We start from the raw sequence: 17,912 nt of genomic DNA on the forward strand, positions 1-17,912 counted from the left end.
AATGGGTGCTTGACCCTATAGTGGCTACAGGGTCTTTACTTGGCAACAGGCACCTTTACGGACGCGACCGAATGAGCGACTCCATCCACACCCCGCATAAACACGATCACGATCACGATCATGATCATGGCCCTAAGAAACTCACGCCTGTGCATAACCACGGCCACGGTGGTGCCTGCTGTTCCGGCACTCCAGCACCCGAGTTGGTGCAATTGAGCGAAGCGCCCACCGCCGGCTCGCGCCTCAGCACCTTCCGCATCGAAGCCATGGACTGCCCCACCGAGCAAACGCTGATCCAGAACAAACTGGGCAAGTTGGTGGGTGTGCAGCAACTGGAATTTAACCTGATCAACCGCATCCTCGGCGTCACCCACGACTTGCCGAGTACCGCGCCGATCATCGATGCCATCAAGTCCTTGGGCATGCAGGCCGACCCGATCGAGGAAGGCACCCCGGCTGCCGAACCTCCTGCCAAAAAACACTGGTGGCCGTTGGCGTTGTCCGGCGTCGGTGCGTTGGGCGCCGAAGTGCTGCACTTCACGAATGCCGCGCCGACGTGGGTCATTGCCCTCGTGGCGCTGGTGTCGATCCTCAGCGGCGGCCTCACCACCTATAAAAAGGGCTGGATCGCCCTGAAGAACCTCAACCTGAACATCAACGCCTTAATGAGCATCGCCGTGACGGGCGCGATCCTGATCGGCCAGTGGCCGGAAGCCGCCATGGTGATGTTCCTGTTCACCGTCGCCGAGCTGATTGAAGCCAAGTCCCTGGACCGTGCGCGCAATGCCATCAGCGGCTTGATGCAGATGACCCCGGAACAGGCCACGGTGCAGCAGGCCGACGGTAACTGGGTTGAGCAGGAGGTTAAAAGCATCGAACTGGGCGCCATCGTCAGGGTTAAACCCGGCGAGCGCATCGGCCTGGACGGTGAAGTCACCGCAGGTCAATCCACCATCGACCAGGCGCCGATCACCGGGGAAAGCCTGCCGATTGAAAAAACCGTGGGCGATAAAGTCTTCGCCGGCACCATTAACCAAGCCGGCTCCCTGGAATACAAAGTCACGGCAGCGGCCAATAACTCCACACTGGCGCGGATCATCCACGCCGTCGAGCAGGCACAAGGTGCACGGGCTCCGACCCAGCGCTTCGTCGACAGTTTTTCCAAGGTCTATACCCCGGCCGTCTTCCTGTTTGCCTTGGGTGTAGCGATTATTCCGCCGCTGTTCATGGCCGGTGTCTGGTTCGACTGGATCTACCGCGCCCTGGTGCTGCTGGTGGTTGCCTGCCCCTGCGCGTTGGTGATCTCCACTCCGGTGACGATCGTCAGCGGCCTGGCGGCGGCGGCGCGCAAAGGCATCCTGATCAAGGGCGGCGTGTACCTGGAGGGTGGTTACAAGCTCGACTACCTGGCGCTGGACAAGACCGGCACCATCACGCACGGCAAACCGGTGCAGACCGATTACTTGGCGTTGTTCCCAAACGTCGAGGACAGCGCACCGGCCCTCGCCGCCAGTTTGGCTGGGCGTTCTGACCACCCGGTGTCGTTGGCCATTGCGAATGCGGCTGTGGATAAAAACCTGCCGGTGCACGTTGTGGATAACTTCGAAGCCCTGGCCGGTCGTGGTGTGCGCGGCGATATCAAGGGTGAGACTTACCACCTGGGTAACCACCGTCTGGTAGAAGACCTCGGCCTGTGCTCGCCTGAGCTGGAAGAAAAGCTGTTCGCGCTGGAGAAGCAAGGAAAGTCCGTGGTGTTGCTGCTCGATAAGTCCGGCCCCCTGGCGCTGTTCGCCGTGGCCGATACCGTCAAGGACAGCAGTCGCGAGGCCATTCAGCAATTGCACGAGTTGGGCATCAAAACCCTGATGCTCACCGGCGACAACACCCACACCGCCCAGGCGATTGCGGCCCAGGTCGGCATCGACCAGGCTCAAGGCGACCTGTTGCCCACCGACAAACTGCAAGCCATCGAAACCCTCTACGGCCAAGGCCACCGGGTGGGCATGGTCGGCGACGGCATCAACGACGCCCCGGCCCTGGCCCGCGCCGAGATCGGTTTTGCAATGGCCGCTGCTGGTACCGACACTGCCATCGAGACTGCCGACGTGGCGCTGATGGACGATGATTTGCGCAAGATACCGGCATTCATTCGTTTGTCGCGGCAAACGTCGAGTATCCTCAAGCAGAACATCGCCCTGGCGCTGGTGATCAAGGCGATCTTCCTCGCAGTCACTTTCCTGGGGATGGCCACCATGTGGATGGCGGTCTTCGCCGACATGGGCGTGAGCCTGCTGGTGGTGTTCAATGGCCTGCGCCTTTTGCGCAAATAAACGATGAGAGGGCGGTGTGCTGAGTGCTGAGCTGAAGGCGTTTTTTATGGTCGCCCGCCTGGGCAGCATTACCCAGGCGGCGAAAAAACTCGGCCTGAGCCAGCCCACAGTCACCACCCAGATCCGCAACCTGGAAAGCCAGTACGGCGTTGAGCTGTTCTACCGCGGTGGTCGCCGCCTCACGGTCAGTGATGACGGCGCCCGGTTGCTGCCGATGGTCAAGGCGTTGTTGCAGCAGGAAGCGGACATCGAGTTTTTCCTGCGCAACAGTGGTCAACTCCAGGGCGCTTTGCGCATTGCCGCGACAGCGCCGTATTACATCCTCGACCTGGTCAAAGCCTTTCGCGAACGCCTGCCCCATGTGGAGGTGTCGGTGGACATCGGCAATTCTCAGCAGGTACTCGAAGCGCTGGACGAGTACCGCGTAGACGTCGCCGCCTCTTCGCAGTTGCTGGAAGACCCGCGTTTGATCCGCCGCGTATTGGGCACTGATCCTCTGGTGTTGGCGGTGCATCGCAATCATCCCCTGGCCAAGCTTGATCATGTGCCATTGACTGCCCTGGCCGGACACACCTTATTGATGCGCGAAGCAGGTTCCACCACCCGACGGCTTACCGAGGAAATGCTGCAGGGTGCTGGGGTGAGCTATGGGCCGTTGCTGGAGATCGGCAGTCGCGAGTCAATCCGGGAGGCGGTGTTGCGCAATATCGGTATCAGCATCATTGCTCGACAGGAAGTGCCCCATGATCCGCAGTTGCGGGTGTTGACCATTGAGAATGCGCCGCAGATTCCGGAGTACCTGTACTGCCTCAAAGAACGAAAAGGCGCTCGCCTGCCGGCGGCGTTTCTAGGGTTGGCGCAGGAAATGTCGCCAATTTAGAGGTTTGGTGGCTGCCTTTAGGGCCAATCGGGGGCAAGCCCCCTCCCACACTTGGGATGTGTTCGCAGATTAAAATGTGGGAGGGGGCTTGCCCCCGATTGCGGTAAACCAGGCACCCCCCTCCAAATCACCTACACAAATCCACCAATACCACTATCACTCCCTTTTGCCTTTCTGCCACAAGAGGGACGCATTGCCCGCCTAGCATGGCCTTCATCAGTTCGATGAGGTGCCACCATGAACACAGTCCTGACTCAACCCGGCGCGCCAATGAAAGCGCGCGGTATCCAGAAACGCTTCGGCGCCTTTACCGCGCTGGACCACGTGTCCCTGGACGTCGCCGCCGGCGAGCTGGTGTGTCTGCTGGGTCCGTCTGGCTGCGGCAAGACCACCTTGCTGCGTTGCATCGCCGGCCTGGAGCGCCAGGACAGCGGCGAACTTTACCTGGGTGATCGCGATGTTTCCCTGCTGCCACCTCAGGCGCGGGACTACGGCATTCTGTTCCAGTCCTACGCGCTGTTTCCCAACCTGACCATCGAAGCGAACATCGGCTACGGCCTCACCGGCAGTGGTCGCGATGAAGTGCGCCAGCGTGTTGGGCAGATGCTGGAACTGGTTGGTCTGGTCGGCAGCGAAAAGAAATACCCCGGCCAGCTCTCCGGCGGCCAACAGCAGCGCGTTGCCCTGGCCCGCGCCTTGGCGCCGGCCCCTTCGTTGCTGCTGCTGGACGAACCCATGTCCGCCCTCGACGCCCGCGTGCGTGAGCACCTGTGCACCGAGCTGCGCCAGCTGCAACGGCGCTTGGGCATCACCACGCTGATGGTCACCCACAACCAGGACGAAGCCATGTTGATGGCCGACCGTATTGCCGTAATGAACAACGGTAAGGTCGAGCAATACGCCACGCCCCAAGAAATTTACGACCGCCCGGCCACGCCGTTCGTGGCGGAGTTTGTCGGCCAGGGCAACTGGCTGCCGTTCAGCCGCAACAGTGCCAGCCATGCCCAGGTCGGCGGGATGAACATGCGCTTGGCCGAGGATGCCGGTGTGGCCACGTCCGGCCGCCTGTTCTGCCGACCGGAAGCCATCAGCGTCAACCCGCCAGTGCATGAAGAAAACCTGTTCGCGGCCAAGGTCCGCGAGATCACCTTCCTCGGCAACCGCTGCCGCATGAGCTTTGAACTGGACCAACTGCCTGGCCACCCGCTGCTGGCTGAACTGGCCCCGGAGGCGATGCCGCGCCTGGGCGCTCAAGACATCTGGGTCGCCTTGCCGCCGCGCAGCCTGCAGGTGTTTGCCTGAGATGGCCGCTGTCATGACCCTGCCGCGGCAAGTTTCCCGCGCCGAAACCTGCGACCGTATTTTTGTGCTCGGCGGCAAACTGCTCTGGCTGTGCCTGCTTAGTGTTGCCGTGTTGATGCCGCTGCTGGCGATCTTCTGGCGCGGCTTTAGCAGCGAGGCCGGGCAGGGCGGTGGCCTTGTGGCCGCTCGGGATTTAATCACCAGCGAGAACTTCCACTGGCTGCTGGGCAATAGCCTGAAAGTCTCCCTCAGCGTGGCGGCCATTGTCGTACCTCTGGCCTACCTGTTTGCCTACGCGCTGCAACGCACGTTGATTCCAGGCAAGGCGATCTGGCGAGGCCTGTCGCTGCTGCCGTTGATGGCACCGTCGATGCTGCCGGGCATTGCGCTGGTTTATCTGTTCGGTAATCAGGGCATGCTGCGCGGGCTGCTTTCGGACAACATCTACGGCTTCTGGGGGATTGTGCTCGGGGAAGTGATCTACACCTTCCCGCACGCGTTGATGATCCTGTTGTCGGCGCTGTCCCTGGCGGATGCGCGGCTGTTCGATGCCGCCTCTAGCATGGGCGCCAGCCCGGCACGGGCGTTTCGCAGCATCACCTGGCCGGCCACGCGCCAGGCGGTGTTCGCCGCATTCTGCCTGGTGTTCACCTTGACCATTACCGACTTCGGCGTGCCCGTGGTGGTCGGTGGTGATTACCAAGTGCTGGCGTTGGAAGCCTACAAGGCGGTGGTCGGCCAGCAACAATTCGGTCGCGGCGCGTTGATCGGCATGGTGTTGCTACTGCCGGCGCTGTTCAGTTTTGGCGTGGATGCGTGGTTGCGCCGGCGTCATGGCGACGCCATGAGTGGCCGTGCCCAGGTGTTCCAGCCCACGCCATCGCGGGTAAGGGATGGCTGCTACCTGGCCATCGTCCTACTGATCTGCTCCGTGTTGCTGCTGGTGTTCGGCATGGCGGTGTACTCCTCGCTGGTGAAATTCTGGCCGTACAACCTGTCGCTGTCGCTGAACCACTACCAGTTTGAAGACACGGCGGGCGGCGGCTGGCTGGCCTATCGCAACAGCCTGCGCATGGCCTTGTGCACAGCACTGATTGGCAGTGTGCTGATCTTCACCGGCGCCTATCTGATGGAAAAAACCAAAGGTCAGAAGGGCCTGAACCTGGCGCTGCGCATGCTCAGCTTTGTCCCGATGGCCGTGCCGGGTTTGGTGCTGGGCCTGGGCTACGTGTTCTTCTTCAACCTCAACGGCAACCCGCTGCACGTGTTCTACGGGACCATGACCCTGCTGGTGGTGTGCACCATTGCTCACTATTTGACCACTGCGCAGATGACCGCCACCACCGCGTTGCGCCAGCTGGACGCCGAGTTTGAAGCCGCCGCGCTGTCGCTCAAGGCGCCGCTGTACCGTCATTACCTGCGCGTCACCGTGCCGATCTGCCTGCCGGCGCTGCTGGACATCGTGCGCTACCTGTTTGTGTCGGCGATGACCACCGTGTCCGCCGCGATCTTTCTCTACAGCCCCGACACCATCCTCGCCGCCGTCGCCGTGTTGAACATGGACGACGCCGGCAATGTGGGCGGCGCGGCGGCCATGTCGACCCTGATCCTGTTCACCTCGGCCGGCGTCTCGCTGCTGCTGGCGTGGGCCTCACGTGGCGCGCTGCGCCGATCCCAAGCCTGGCGCCAGACCGCGCCCGGCCAATAACCCTTAAAGGAGGTATTCCATGTTCAAGCCCCTGGCGCTGGTCGCTGCCGTACTCACTGCATTCAGCCTGAATGCCTTCGCCAAAACCGAACTGACCGTGTACACGGCCCTCGAAGCCGAGCAGTTGAAGACCTACAAAAAGGCGTTCGAGCAAGCCAACCCTGATGTTGAAATCAAGTGGGTACGCGACTCCACCGGCATCATCACGGCCAAGCTGCTGGCCGAGAAAGATCGCCCGCAAGCCGACGTGGTCTGGGGACTGGCGGCCTCCAGTCTGGCGATCCTCGACCAGCAGGGCATGCTCGACAACTACGCGCCTAAGGACCTGGACAAGATCGGCAAAAACTACCGCGACGCTGCCAACCCCCCGGCCTGGGTCGGCATGGACGTGTGGGCCGCGACCATCTGCTTCAATACCGTCGAAGCCGAGAAACAGGGCCTGACCAAGCCGGTGAGCTGGCAAGACCTGACCAAGCCTGAGTACAAGGGCAAGATCGTCATGCCCAACCCGGCATCGTCCGGCACCGGTTTCCTGGACGTAAGCGCGTGGCTGCAGACCTTCGGCGAGAAACAAGGCTGGCAGTACATGGACGACCTGCACCAGAACATCGGCCAGTACGTTCACTCCGGTTCCAAGCCTTGCAAGCTGGCGGCTTCGGGGGAATTCCCGATTGGTATTTCGTTTGAATACCCGGCGGTACAGCTCAAGCGCCAGGGCGCGCCGCTGGACATCATCCTGCCCAAAGAAGGCCTGGGTTGGGACATCGAAGCGACTGCCGTGATCAAGGGCAGCGCCCATGCCGACGCGGCGAAGAAACTGGCGGACTTTTCTGCCAGCCCTGCGGCGATGGAGTTGTACAAGGACAACTTTGCCGTGCTCGCCCAGCCGGGAATCGCCAAGCCGCAGACCGAATTGCCAGCGGACTACGAGCAGCGTTTGATCAAGAACGACTTCGGCTGGGCCTCCAAAAACCGCGACAGCATCCTGACTGAATGGCGTAAGCGCTATGACGGCAAGTCGGAGAAGGTAGCGGGTCAGTAAGGTTTTCGTTAGGGCTGATGGCCCTAGCGGGAGCAAGCCCCCTCCCATAGTCGACCGAGTTCCTGCATGAGAATGCGGTCAACTGTGGGAGGGGGCTTGCCCCCGATGGCGGTCTTGAAAACAGGACATCACTAAATGACACACCACAGCGACCTGCTGATCATCGGCGCCGGCATCCTCGGCCTTTCCCACGCTTATGCAGCCGCCAAACGCGGCCTCAAGGTCAAAGTCTTCGAGCGCAGCGCCACGCCGTTGGGCGCCTCGGTGCGCAACTTCGGCCAGGCTCTGGTCACCGGCCAACCACCGGGGCCGATGCTCGACCTGGCGCGGGAAAGCCGTGCGATCTGGGGGCAGTGGGCGCAAGTCGCCGGGCTGCAACTTAAGCGCAACGGCTCGTACTTGTTCGCCCGCACCGAAGCTGAAGAACACCTGCTGGAAGCCTTCTGCGCCGGTCGCGCGCAGGAGTACGGCTATAACGTCGAGTTGCTGCAAGGCGCAGCAATGAAGGATCTGTACGGCGGCCAGTTCCGCCACCACCGCGCCGCGCTGCATGGCAAGGACGATCAACAGCTGTATTCGCGCGAGGCGATTCCGGCGCTGATCAACTACCTGACGCAAGCGCTGAACGTGGAGTTTCATTTCTCCACGCTCGTGCGCGACGTGGAGCCGGGGCAACTGCACAGCACGGCGGGGAGCTTTCGTGGCGAGCAGATCATCGTCTGCTCCGGCCACGATTACCAAACCCTGCTGGCCGAATCGATTGCGCCGCTCAACCCGCAGGTCTGTCGCCTGCAAATGCTGCGCGCTCGGCCGGTGCTCAACCTGAACCTGCAACACGCCTTGCTCACCGGCCTCAGTTGCGTGCATTACGGTGCTTTCGCCGACTTGCCGGAAGCCGCGCCGGTGCAGGCGCAGATCCTTCGCGAAGCACCGTACCTGCATGAGCATGGCATTCACTTGCTGATCAGCCCGACGCCTCACGGCGAACTGATCATCGGCGATTCCCACGAGTACGGCAGCGATGCGTCGCCCTTCAACGCCGAACAGGTCGACGACTGGATGATCGAACTGGCCCAGCAGACCCTGGGCTGCAAGATCCAGGTGGTGGAGCGTTGGCAGGGCGTTTATGGCTCGCGTGGACCGGCGCCGTTTTCGTTCTTGCGGGCGGCGCCAGGCGTGAGTGCAGCGTTGATGCACACCGGCGTGGGCATGAGCGTGGGACCAGCGATGGCCGAGCGCAATATCCGCGCGTTGTGTGGGGAGGCGTGATGAACCGGGAACAGGTGATTACCGACGTCTTCGGTTTGTACGAACAGCACGGCACGGCGGACTACATCGGCGAGCCGGTGTCGCAGATCGAACACATGTCCCAGACCGCGCAGTTGGCCATGGCAGAAGGTTTCGATGATGAAGTGGTATTGGCAGCGTTCTTTCACGACATCGGCCATCTCTGCGGCCAGGGCAACGCGAACATGGGTGGTTATGGCGTGGTCAGCCATGAGCGGTTGGGGGCGGATTACCTGCGTCGGGCAGGGTTCAGCGAACGCATGGCCAGGCTGGTGGAATATCACGTGCAGGCCAAGCGCTACCTGACCTTCAGTCAGCCGGATTACTACGCGCGCCTGAGCGAAGCCAGCCGTCGAACCTTGGCTTATCAGGGCGGCGTGATGACGGCCGATGAGGCACGGGCCTTCGAGCAAGACCCGCTCCATGCAATCAGCCTGCGCCTGCGCCACTGGGACGAATTGGCCAAGCAAATGCACGTGCCGGTGCTCGATCTGCGGGCACTCAAGGCCAAGGCCGCACGGCTACTGGCTGCGTAGATTGGCCTTACGCCAAACGCAGATACGCCGCCTAGAACGCCGGTGGTCGGCTCACTAAGGTGTTTGCTTCTTTAATTCAAGGAGCAACGCTGATGCGCTACTTAAAAGTGACGGCCCAGGACATGAGCGGCAATGGTCAGGCGGACACGGTTATCCTGCACTTCTATGAGCAGCAGGCAGGCTGTCCCGATGAGCTGATCCACGAGATCTTTGCGGTGGACATGAGCGCGGATGGCAGGGTCGACCTGCAATGGGCGGACGACCTTAACCCCATTACCCGCCCCAGCGGGTTGGAAAAGCATCGAGTGGACACCTTTGCCGACAGCTTTTTGAAGTTGAACTGGTTCAATCGGCGCAGCCATTGGCAGCGTACGTTGACGATGTACGTCGATCATTACGCAAAAGCAGGCACGCCCAACGCGGTCAAGCTGGACTTCCATGAGCGCACGGCGTCGCAGTGCAAGGGTTCGCTAATCTACAAGGCCGCCGCCTATGACGGTGATGGCGACGGGGTGCTGGAATCGTTTACCAACAGTGATATCGACCGCGACGGTATCGCGAACAAAGCCGATAAAGAGTTGATCCGCACGTTATGCACGGCTTTTCTGGGATTTGAGTGGTACGCGTCCCAGTAAGCGCAGTCACGCTTCATCGAGCCGTGCGGCCAGGGCTTCGACCTGCTCCTGACGCTCGGTCTGGCTCAGCTTGGCGTGGGGGTTGAGCGACGACCATTGCGGATGGGCACGGGCTTTGTGCAGCGCCTCCGGCAACTTGCCTTCGCGCCAGGTTTTGTCCTGGGGCGTATCGACCTTAATGCTGTGCATCGCCGCGTGGCCGCGCACGCTCAGGGCCTTGAGCAACTGGCGTTGGCGCAGGGCGAGCAGTCGCAGGACGCTATCATCGACGGTCAACTCGCGTTGGCCCTTGATCTTGCCCAGCAGGCGGCTGCCATAGCTGCGCGCGGTTTGCAGCGCGCCCCCGGCGATGGCACCGGCCAGGGCAGCGGCGCCCAGCGTCAGCCCGCCAACCAGCAGATCCACGCCGGCACCCGCCGCCGCGCCGGCAGCGATCCCGCCACCCACGCGCACGCCGAGTTGCTTGAGGGTTTCCGGGTTGAACAGGTCGTCGCCCCAGCGGCCATCCAGCAGCGGCAAGTCGCTGGCGGCAGCGTCTTGTGGGCGGAAACCGAACAGCTTGAGCAGGGCCTCCACACATTTTTGTTCGCGCTGGCGCACGGCCTTGCGCAAATCGCCGATGGCTTGCTGCTCATCTTCAGTGACCACGCTGCGCCTGCACGCGGCGCAGTCGATCAATAATTCGGCGATCAACCGCGCTGCGCTTTGCTGGCGGGCCTGGCGTTGGGCTTGCTGATCAAGGACCAAGCGTTCCAACTGCGGTCGTGCGTTTTCCAGCAGCAGGGCCAGACTTTCATACAGACGACGCTCGCCGTCTTCCGGCGGCGCGACGCTGTCGAAACGCACCAGCGCATGCAGGCCGAGGCGGGCCAGGGCTTCGCGCCAGTCCGGTTCGCGGTGGTCGCTGCTGCTGACGAAATTGAGCACCGGCAGCAAGGGTTTGCCGCAACTGGCCAGTACTTGCAGCTCATCGCGGTACTTGGCCAGCACCGGCTCGCGGGCATCAATCACATACAGACCGGCGTCCGAGGCCAGCAGTTGGCGCAGCACTTTGGCTTCCTGCTCGAAACGCTGGCGCGCTTCGCTGCCTTCGAGGAACCGCGCCAGGCGCGCCGGGCCGTCCAAGCGTTCGCCGGGTCGGTCGAGACGTTCCAGGTAATCAAGCAGGGCGATGGCATCTTCCAGGCCGGGCGTGTCGTACAGCTCCAGCAGGGCTTCGCCGTCCACCGACAGGCGCGCGCCTTCCACATGCCGCGTGGTGCTGGGACGATGGGAGACTTCACCGAAGCCCACATCCCGGGTCAGGGTGCGCAGCAGCGAAGTTTTGCCCACGTTGGTGTGGCCGACCACGGCGAGTTTCAGCGGTTTAGTCATGACCGGTCTCCAGCCAGTTCAACGGCGCGCAGTCGGCGAAGGGCAGCTCCAGCTGATGCAGCGCGGTGTGCCAATCGCCGAGGCGTTCGGCATCCAGCGCTTGGCCGGGCGGCGCTTGCAGCAGCCAGACGCGGGTGGCTGCGGCGCTGCGCGCGAGTTCGGCGATCAGCGCGAGGCTGCCGCGATCCGGTGAACGGCGGGGGTCGCAGGCGATGGCCAAGCGCGCGGGCGGGAAGCGGGTGAGCTGCTCCAACAGCTTGTTGCGCGATTCACGGCTGTCGAGGATGCCGGCGTTTTTCACTTGGGCTGGTAGCTTGGGCGGCCAGGGGTGTTGGTCGTCCAGCTCGATGGCCACCAGCAGGGCGCCGTCGCTTTCCAGCTCGCTGACGCCGCCGGTAACGTGGTGCAGTTGCTCGGGCGCGGCGTCGTTGACGCCGAGGCGTTCACTGCTTGGCATCAGGCGTTCACGCAGTTGGCTATAGCCCGGTAGGTTCAGGTCCAGACGCAAGGCCGCGCGTCCTGCTTTCCAACGCCACAGGCACAACAGGGCGAGGATGAGTCGGGGCAGCAGGCCGTAGACCAGCAACACGCCCACCAACCAAGCGGCCCAGGCTTGGCGGGCGCTTTCGATATTGAGGGCGGAGTCGCCGCTGGCGCGGATCATCTCGACGGTCGGTACATTGAAACCAAGCACAGCTGGCAGGGCGCCGAGGGCCTGGGTGACGGCGACGAAAGTGTCGGCACCGAGAATGGTGGTTTCCCACACAAAGCCGTAGCGCCTTGTGGCGAGCAGTGTCAGCAGAATGATCAGCGCGCTGAGCAATGCCAGCAGCCACAGTCCGTTGACCAGCACACCGACTGCCCAGCGATTGAGTTTCTGGCGCTGCAACAACAGCAATAACGCCGGGGCCAATTGCGCGGCCTTGGCGTCACGGGCGAGTTTTTCACTGAGCCACAGCCATAAGCGACCAAGGCTGGCGCTGTGCTCTCCAGCAAACAGCAGGCCCAGTGCCCAGCTTATCAACAGGATCAGGTTCAAACCGAGCAGGCTGCCCAGGGCCCAGAACACATTCACCGGGGCCAAGCCGTTGCCCAGTGCCGCGAAGGCCAGCCCGGCGCCGCTGATAACGGCGACTAGCGCCAGCAGCACCAGTGCCAAACGCGCACCTTGCAGCCAGCGGGTGAGGGCGGCAGTCAGCCCATCGCGCTCGGCCAGATGCAAGGCGCGATGCTGGATGCGCGTCGACAGATCGCCGCCGGCCGTGCGGGCCAGGCGGTTGGCTTCCAAGTCTTCCAGAGCGCCTGCGTGTTCTTCACGCAGGCGCACGGTTTCTGTCAGCCAGAGTTTTTGCAGCGGGTTCAGTGCAGTCACGCGCCGTCCTGTTGAGCAAGTGAGGTTGGAGCATAACCGCTAGGTCTTGGCTCTGGTATTCTCGTCGCCATGAAAAAAACTCTCCCTTTAAGCCTGATCGCGGCCCTCGGTGAAAACCGCGTGATCGGCGTCGATAACAGCATGCCCTGGCATTTGCCGGGGGATTTCAAATATTTCAAGGCCACCACCCTTGGCAAGCCAATCATCATGGGGCGCAAGACCTGGGATTCTCTGGGTCGACCGCTGCCTGGGCGCTTGAACCTGGTGGTCAGCCGTCAGACCGATCTTAAGCTTGAAGGTGCGGAAGTTTTTCCGTCACTCGATGCCGCCGTGGCGCGGGCTGAAGCTTGGGCGCTGGAGCAGGGCGTGGATGAGTTGATGCTGATCGGTGGCGCGCAGTTGTATGCGCAGGGGCTGGAGCAGGCGGATCGGTTATATCTCACGCGCGTGGCGCTGAGTCCGCAAGGGGATGCGTGGTTTCCGGAGTTTGATGCGAACCAGTGGACGTTGGTTTCCAATCTGCCAAACCCAGCTGAAGGTGATAAGCCGGCTTACAACTTCGAAGTCTGGGAAAAAGCCTAAAAGCATCGGGGCAAGCCCCCTCCCACATTGAAGTGCATTCCAAATGTGGGAGGGGGCTTGCCCCCGATGGCGGTCTATCAGGCCTGCGCTAACTCCGCATGCTCATCTGCATCCAACAATGCCTTGTCCGTCTGCCCCATGATCTGGCTGGTAATTGCCCCTGCCGTCATCGAACCATTCACGTTCAACGCCGTACGGCCCATGTCGATCAGCGGCTCCACGGAAATCAGCAGCGCCACCAGTGAGACCGGCAAGCCCATGGCCGGCAGCACGATCAGCGCGGCAAACGTCGCACCGCCACCCACGCCAGCAACACCGGCCGAACTCAGGGTCACAATCGCCACCAGGGTCGCGATCCATAGCGGGTCCAACGGGTTGATGCCCACGGTCGGCGCCACCATCACCGCCAACATGGCCGGGTAGAGGCCGGCGCAACCGTTCTGGCCGATGGTCGCGCCGAACGAAGCAGCGAAACCGGCGATGGATTGCGGAATGCCGAGGCGGCGAGTCTGCGCCTCAATGCTCAGCGGGATAGCCGCCGCGCTGGAACGGCTGGTGAAGGCAAACGTCAGCACTGGCCAGACCTTGCGGAAGAAGCGCAGCGGGTTGATCCCGGCCAGCGACAGCAGCAGGCCATGCACCACGAACATCAGGCCCAGGGCCAGGTACGACACCAGCACGAAACTGCCGAGCTTGATGATGTCTTGCAGGTTGGAACCGGCGACCACTTTGGTCATCAGCGCCAATACGCCGTATGGGGTCAGTTTCATCACCAGGCGCACCAGACGCATCACCCAGGCTTGCAGGGTGTCGATGGCGTTGAGCACTTTCTGGCCTTTTTCCACGTCATCCTTGAGCAGTTGCAGCGCGGCAACTCCCAGGAAAGCAGCGAAGATCACCACGCTGATGATTGACGTTGGCTTGGCGCGGGCCAAGTCGGCAAACGGGTTTGACGGCACAAACGAGAGCAGCAACTGAGGGATGTTCAGGTCGGCGACCTTACCTGCGTAATCACTCTGGATCACTTGCAGGCGCGCCATTTCCTGGGTGCCGGCCACCAGGCCCTCGGCGGTGAGGCCGAACAGGTTGGTCAAACCGATACCGATCAATGCCGCAATCGCGGTGGTGAACAGCAGCGTGCCGATGGTCAGGAAGCTGATCTTGCCCAAGGACGCTGCGTTATGCAGGCGCGCCACAGCGCTGAGGATCGAGGCAAATACCAGCGGGATCACGATCATTTGCAGCAACTGCACGTAGCTGTTACCGACTAGGTCGAACCAGCCGATGGAGGCCTTGAGCACCGGGTTGCCGGCACCGTAAATGCTGTGCAGCGCCACACCAAACGCCACGCCCAGGACCAGGGCAAACAGAACCTTCTTGGCGAGGCTCCAGTTTGTGCGACGGGTTTGTGCCAGGCCCAATAGCAGGGCCACGAACACGAGTAAGTTGAGAATCAGGGGCAGATTCATTGAAGCTCCGTTGAGAAGGCAGCCAATCGCGTGAGCCTGCGATTGCGAACCGGAAATCCTAACAGCTTGAAATATATTGATTTAATACCAATATGGAATGGTGACTGTCGTTTTTGGAATAAGCCTTTGACGCTCAGGCGTATGCCGTTGGCGGGATCAGGACGCGCGCGGTCGCGCTCAACATGGGAACTGTCACGAGGATTTGTTAGCGTCGATGTCTTTCACTCAGGGAGACAACGTCTATGAAGCTCGCGCCGAAACTACTGGTATCCGCCGCACTTTGCCTGGGACTCGCCAGCCAGGCGTTTGCCGCCACGGAGTTGAAACACTGGCCCGCACCTGCGGCCAAGCAACTGAACGACATGATCGCCGCCAACGCCAACAAGGGTAACTACGCGGTGTTCGACATGGACAACACCAGCTACCGCTACGACCTCGAAGAGTCCCTGCTGCCCTACATGGAAAACAAGGGCCTGATCACCCGCGACAGCCTTGATCCTTCGCTCAAGCTGATGCCGTTCAAAGACACGGCCGACCATAAGGAAAGCCTGTTCAGTTACTACTATCGCCTGTGCGAAGTGGACGACATGGTCTGCTACCCCTGGGTCGCCCAGGTGTTTTCCGGCTTCACCCTCAAGGAACTCAAGGTTCAGGTGGATGAGCTGATGGCGTCCGGCAAGCCCGTGCCGGTCAGCTATTTCGAAGGCGACGTGGTGAAGAAGTCCGAGGTGCAGCCGCCGAAAGTCTTCACCGGCCAGACCGAGCTGTACAACAAGCTGATGGAAAACGGCATCGAGGTGTACGTGATGACGGCCGCTTCCGAGGAACTGGTGCGCATGGTCGCGGCGGATCCGAAGTACGGCTACAACGTCAAACCTGAAAACGTCATCGGCGTGACCACCCTGCTCAAGGACCGCAAGACCGGCGAGCTGACCACCGCCCGCAAGCAGATCACCGCAGGCAAATACGATGAGAAAGCCAACCTCGGCCTGGAGCTGACCCCCTACCTGTGGACCCCGGCGACCTGGATGGCCGGTAAACACGCGGCGATCCTCACCTACATCGACGAATGGAAAAAACCGGTGATCGTCGGTGGCGACACGCCGACCAGCGACGGTTACATGCTGTTCCACGATGTAGACGTCGCCAAGGGCGGCGTGCACCTGTGGATCAACCGCAAAGACAAATACATGACTCAACTCAACGGCATGATGGCCAAGCATGCTGCGGCGCAGGCCAAGGAAGGGTTGCCGGTGACGGCGGATAAGAACTGGGTGATCGTCAAGCCGGATGAGATTCAATAACCACGGCTCTACGCCGGTAAATGTGGGAGGGGGCTTGCTCCCGATAGCAGGGTGCCAGTCGGTGCATGTGTTGACTGACCCATCTATATCGGGAGCAAGCCCCCTCCCACATTGTGATCCTCAGTGTTTTGGAGAATTGCTCCAGGCAAAAAAATGCCCCGCACTTGGCGGGGCATTTTTATTGGGGCGAGGCTTACAGGCCGTCGAGCATCGCCTTGTTACGCACAGCACCCTTATCGGCGCTGGTGGCCAGCAGGGCATAAGCCTTCAGCGCGGTGGTCACTTTACGTGGACGTTTTTCAACCGGCTTCCAACCTTTCTTGTCCTGTTCGACCCGGCGCGCCGCCAGTTCTTCATCGCTGATCAACAGGTTGATCGAACGGTTCGGAATGTCGATCAGCACCTTGTCGCCATCCTGCACCAGGCCAATCGCGCCACCGGCAGCGGCTTCTGGCGAAGCATGGCCGATGGACAGGCCCGAGGTGCCGCCGGAGAAGCGGCCGTCGGTCAGCAGGGCGCAGGCTTTGCCCAGGCCTTTGGATTTCAGGTAGGACGTCGGGTAGAGCATCTCCTGCATACCCGGACCGCCTTTCGGGCCTTCGTAGCGGATGATCACGATGTCGCCTTCTTTCACTTCGTCGGCGAGGATGCCGCGAACCGAGCTGTCCTGGCTTTCGTAGATCTTGGCGCGACCTTCGAAGACGTGGATGGACTCATCCACACCGGCGGTTTTCACCACACAGCCATCGAGGGCGATGTTGCCGTAGAGCACGGCTAGGCCGCCTTCTTGGGAGTAGGCGTGTTCGACACTGCGGATGCAGCCGTTTTCACGATCGTCGTCCAGGGTGTCCCAACGGGTCGACTGGCTGAACGCAGTCTGAGTCGGGATGCCCGCCGGGCCGGCCTTGAAGAAGGTATGCACGGCTTCATCGTCAGTCTGGGTGATGTCCCACTTGGCGATGCCTTCGGCGAGGGACTTGCTGTGCACGGTCGGCAGGTCAGTGTGCAGCAGGCCGCCACGGGCCAGAGAGCCTAAGATCGAGAAGATCCCGCCGGCGCGGTGCACGTCTTCCATGTGGTACTTCTGGATGTTCGGCGCGACTTTGCACAGTTGCGGCACGTGACGGGACAGGCGGTCGATGTCGCGCAGGTCGAAATCGATCTCGGCTTCCTGGGCGGCGGCCAGCAAGTGCAGGATGGTGTTGGTGGAACCGCCCATGGCGATGTCCAGGGTCATGGCGTTTTCGAACGCCTTGAAGTTGGCGATGTTGCGCGGCAATACCGAGTCATCGTTCTCGGTGTAGTAACGCTTGCACAGCTCGACGATGGTGCGGCCGGCCTGCAGGAACAGTTGCTCGCGGTCGCTGTGGGTCGCCAAGGTCGAACCGTTGCCCGGCAACGCCAGGCCCAGGGCTTCGACCAGGCAGTTCATCGAGTTGGCGGTAAACATGCCGGAGCACGAACCGCAGGTCGGGCAGGCGCTGCGCTCGTATTCCGCAACCTTCTCGTCAGAAGCGCTGGAATCGGCGGCGATGACCATGGCGTCGACCAGGTCCAGGCCATGGGAGGCGAGCTTGGTCTTGCCGGCTTCCATCGGGCCGCCGGAGACGAAGATCACCGGGATGTTCAGGCGCAGGGAGGCCATCAGCATGCCGGGGGTGATCTTGTCGCAGTTGGAGATGCAGACGATGGCGTCGGCGCAGTGCGCGTTGACCATGTACTCCACGGAGTCGGCGATGATCTCGCGGCTTGGCAGCGAGTACAGCATGCCGTCATGACCCATGGCGATGCCGTCATCCACGGCGATGGTGTTGAATTCTTTTGCTACGCCGCCAGCGCGTTCGATCTCGCGGGCGACCAGTTGGCCCAGGTCCTTGAGGTGGACGTGGCCCGGTACGAACTGGGTAAAAGAGTTGGCAATCGCGATGATCGGCTTCTTGAAGTCGTCATCTTTCATCCCCGTGGCACGCCACAGTGCGCGCGCGCCGGCCATGTTGCGGCCGTGGGTGGATGTTTTCGAGCGGTAATCAGGCATTGGAGCACTCCGGGCGGCTAATCGGTATCAAAGGGGAGTGAGCTTCTAGTGACGTC

At 61.8% G+C, this 17,912-nt stretch carries 14 protein-coding genes; 10 read left to right on the forward strand and 4 right to left on the reverse strand.

The genetic code is table 11. The features are described from left to right. Positions 1–71: 71 nt before the first annotated feature. From ACVWXD_RS26665 to ACVWXD_RS26700, 8 genes are all read left to right on the forward strand, one after another. On the forward strand, positions 72–2,330 hold the full coding sequence (locus tag ACVWXD_RS26665; RefSeq protein ID WP_457371511.1) for a heavy metal translocating P-type ATPase: 2,259 nt from the start codon (positions 72–74) through the stop codon (positions 2,328–2,330). Between the two features lie 16 nt (positions 2,331–2,346). Continuing rightward, complete coding sequence (locus tag ACVWXD_RS26670; RefSeq protein WP_032884193.1) at positions 2,347–3,210, forward strand: LysR family transcriptional regulator; 864 nt, start codon at positions 2,347–2,349, stop codon at positions 3,208–3,210. 237 nt (positions 3,211–3,447) lie between these two features. Next, positions 3,448–4,512 carry a putative 2-aminoethylphosphonate ABC transporter ATP-binding protein gene (locus ACVWXD_RS26675; RefSeq protein ID WP_401383897.1) on the forward strand — a complete coding sequence of 355 codons (1,065 nt, stop codon included), beginning with the start codon at positions 3,448–3,450 and terminating at the stop codon, positions 4,510–4,512. 1 nt (position 4,513) lies between these two features. Continuing rightward, complete coding sequence (locus tag ACVWXD_RS26680; RefSeq protein WP_401383899.1) at positions 4,514–6,220, forward strand: putative 2-aminoethylphosphonate ABC transporter permease subunit; 1,707 nt, start codon at positions 4,514–4,516, stop codon at positions 6,218–6,220. A gap of 19 nt (positions 6,221–6,239) precedes the next feature. Continuing rightward, complete coding sequence (locus ACVWXD_RS26685) at positions 6,240–7,262, forward strand: putative 2-aminoethylphosphonate ABC transporter substrate-binding protein (protein ID WP_095185149.1); 1,023 nt, start codon at positions 6,240–6,242, stop codon at positions 7,260–7,262. A gap of 135 nt (positions 7,263–7,397) precedes the next feature. Beyond that, on the forward strand, positions 7,398–8,531 hold the full coding sequence (locus ACVWXD_RS26690; RefSeq protein ID WP_095185148.1) for a TIGR03364 family FAD-dependent oxidoreductase: 1,134 nt from the start codon (positions 7,398–7,400) through the stop codon (positions 8,529–8,531). Next, positions 8,531–9,085, forward strand: a complete 555-nt coding sequence (locus ACVWXD_RS26695; protein WP_181642972.1) for a phosphonate degradation HD-domain oxygenase — start codon at positions 8,531–8,533, stop codon at positions 9,083–9,085. The genes ACVWXD_RS26690 and ACVWXD_RS26695 overlap by 1 nt, the downstream gene beginning before the upstream one ends. Positions 9,086–9,177: 92 nt before the next feature. Further along, entirely contained in the window at positions 9,178–9,720 is a 543-nt protein-coding gene (locus ACVWXD_RS26700; protein ID WP_181642971.1) for a hypothetical protein, read from the forward strand. A gap of 6 nt (positions 9,721–9,726) precedes the next feature. On the opposite strand, the gene ACVWXD_RS26705 is transcribed toward ACVWXD_RS26700, so the two are convergent. After that, positions 9,727–11,094 (reverse strand): DUF3482 domain-containing protein, encoded by a 1,368-nt coding sequence (locus ACVWXD_RS26705; RefSeq protein ID WP_181642970.1) that lies wholly within the window; start codon positions 11,092–11,094, stop codon positions 9,727–9,729. Further along, the gene (locus ACVWXD_RS26710) at positions 11,087–12,466 is read right to left on the reverse strand and encodes a DUF2868 domain-containing protein (RefSeq protein ID WP_457371512.1); all 1,380 of its coding nucleotides are present in this window, start codon (positions 12,464–12,466) and stop codon (positions 11,087–11,089) included. The genes ACVWXD_RS26705 and ACVWXD_RS26710 overlap by 8 nt, the downstream gene beginning before the upstream one ends. A 69-nt stretch (positions 12,467–12,535) precedes the next feature. On the opposite strand from ACVWXD_RS26710, the gene ACVWXD_RS26715 reads away from it, so the two are divergent. Beyond that, positions 12,536–13,048, forward strand: a complete 513-nt coding sequence (locus tag ACVWXD_RS26715; protein ID WP_122763940.1) for a dihydrofolate reductase — start codon at positions 12,536–12,538, stop codon at positions 13,046–13,048. Positions 13,049–13,125: 77 nt separating this feature from the next. Here the strand turns inward: ACVWXD_RS26715 and ACVWXD_RS26720 are convergent, their stop codons facing one another. After that, positions 13,126–14,517 (reverse strand): L-cystine transporter, encoded by a 1,392-nt coding sequence (locus ACVWXD_RS26720; RefSeq protein WP_457371513.1) that lies wholly within the window; start codon positions 14,515–14,517, stop codon positions 13,126–13,128. A gap of 242 nt (positions 14,518–14,759) precedes the next feature. Between ACVWXD_RS26720 and ACVWXD_RS26725 the strand changes: the two genes are divergently transcribed. Then, positions 14,760–15,821: an HAD family hydrolase gene (locus ACVWXD_RS26725; protein ID WP_095185144.1), complete on the forward strand. Its 1,062-nt coding sequence runs from the start codon at positions 14,760–14,762 to the stop codon at positions 15,819–15,821. A gap of 193 nt (positions 15,822–16,014) precedes the next feature. On the opposite strand, the gene ilvD is transcribed toward ACVWXD_RS26725, so the two are convergent. Next, a complete protein-coding gene (gene ilvD, locus ACVWXD_RS26730; protein ID WP_032884175.1) occupies positions 16,015–17,856 on the reverse strand; it encodes a dihydroxy-acid dehydratase in 1,842 nt (613 codons plus the stop codon). Positions 17,857–17,912 lie beyond the last annotated feature (56 nt).

This window comes from Pseudomonas sp. TE3911 (assembly GCF_054062775.1).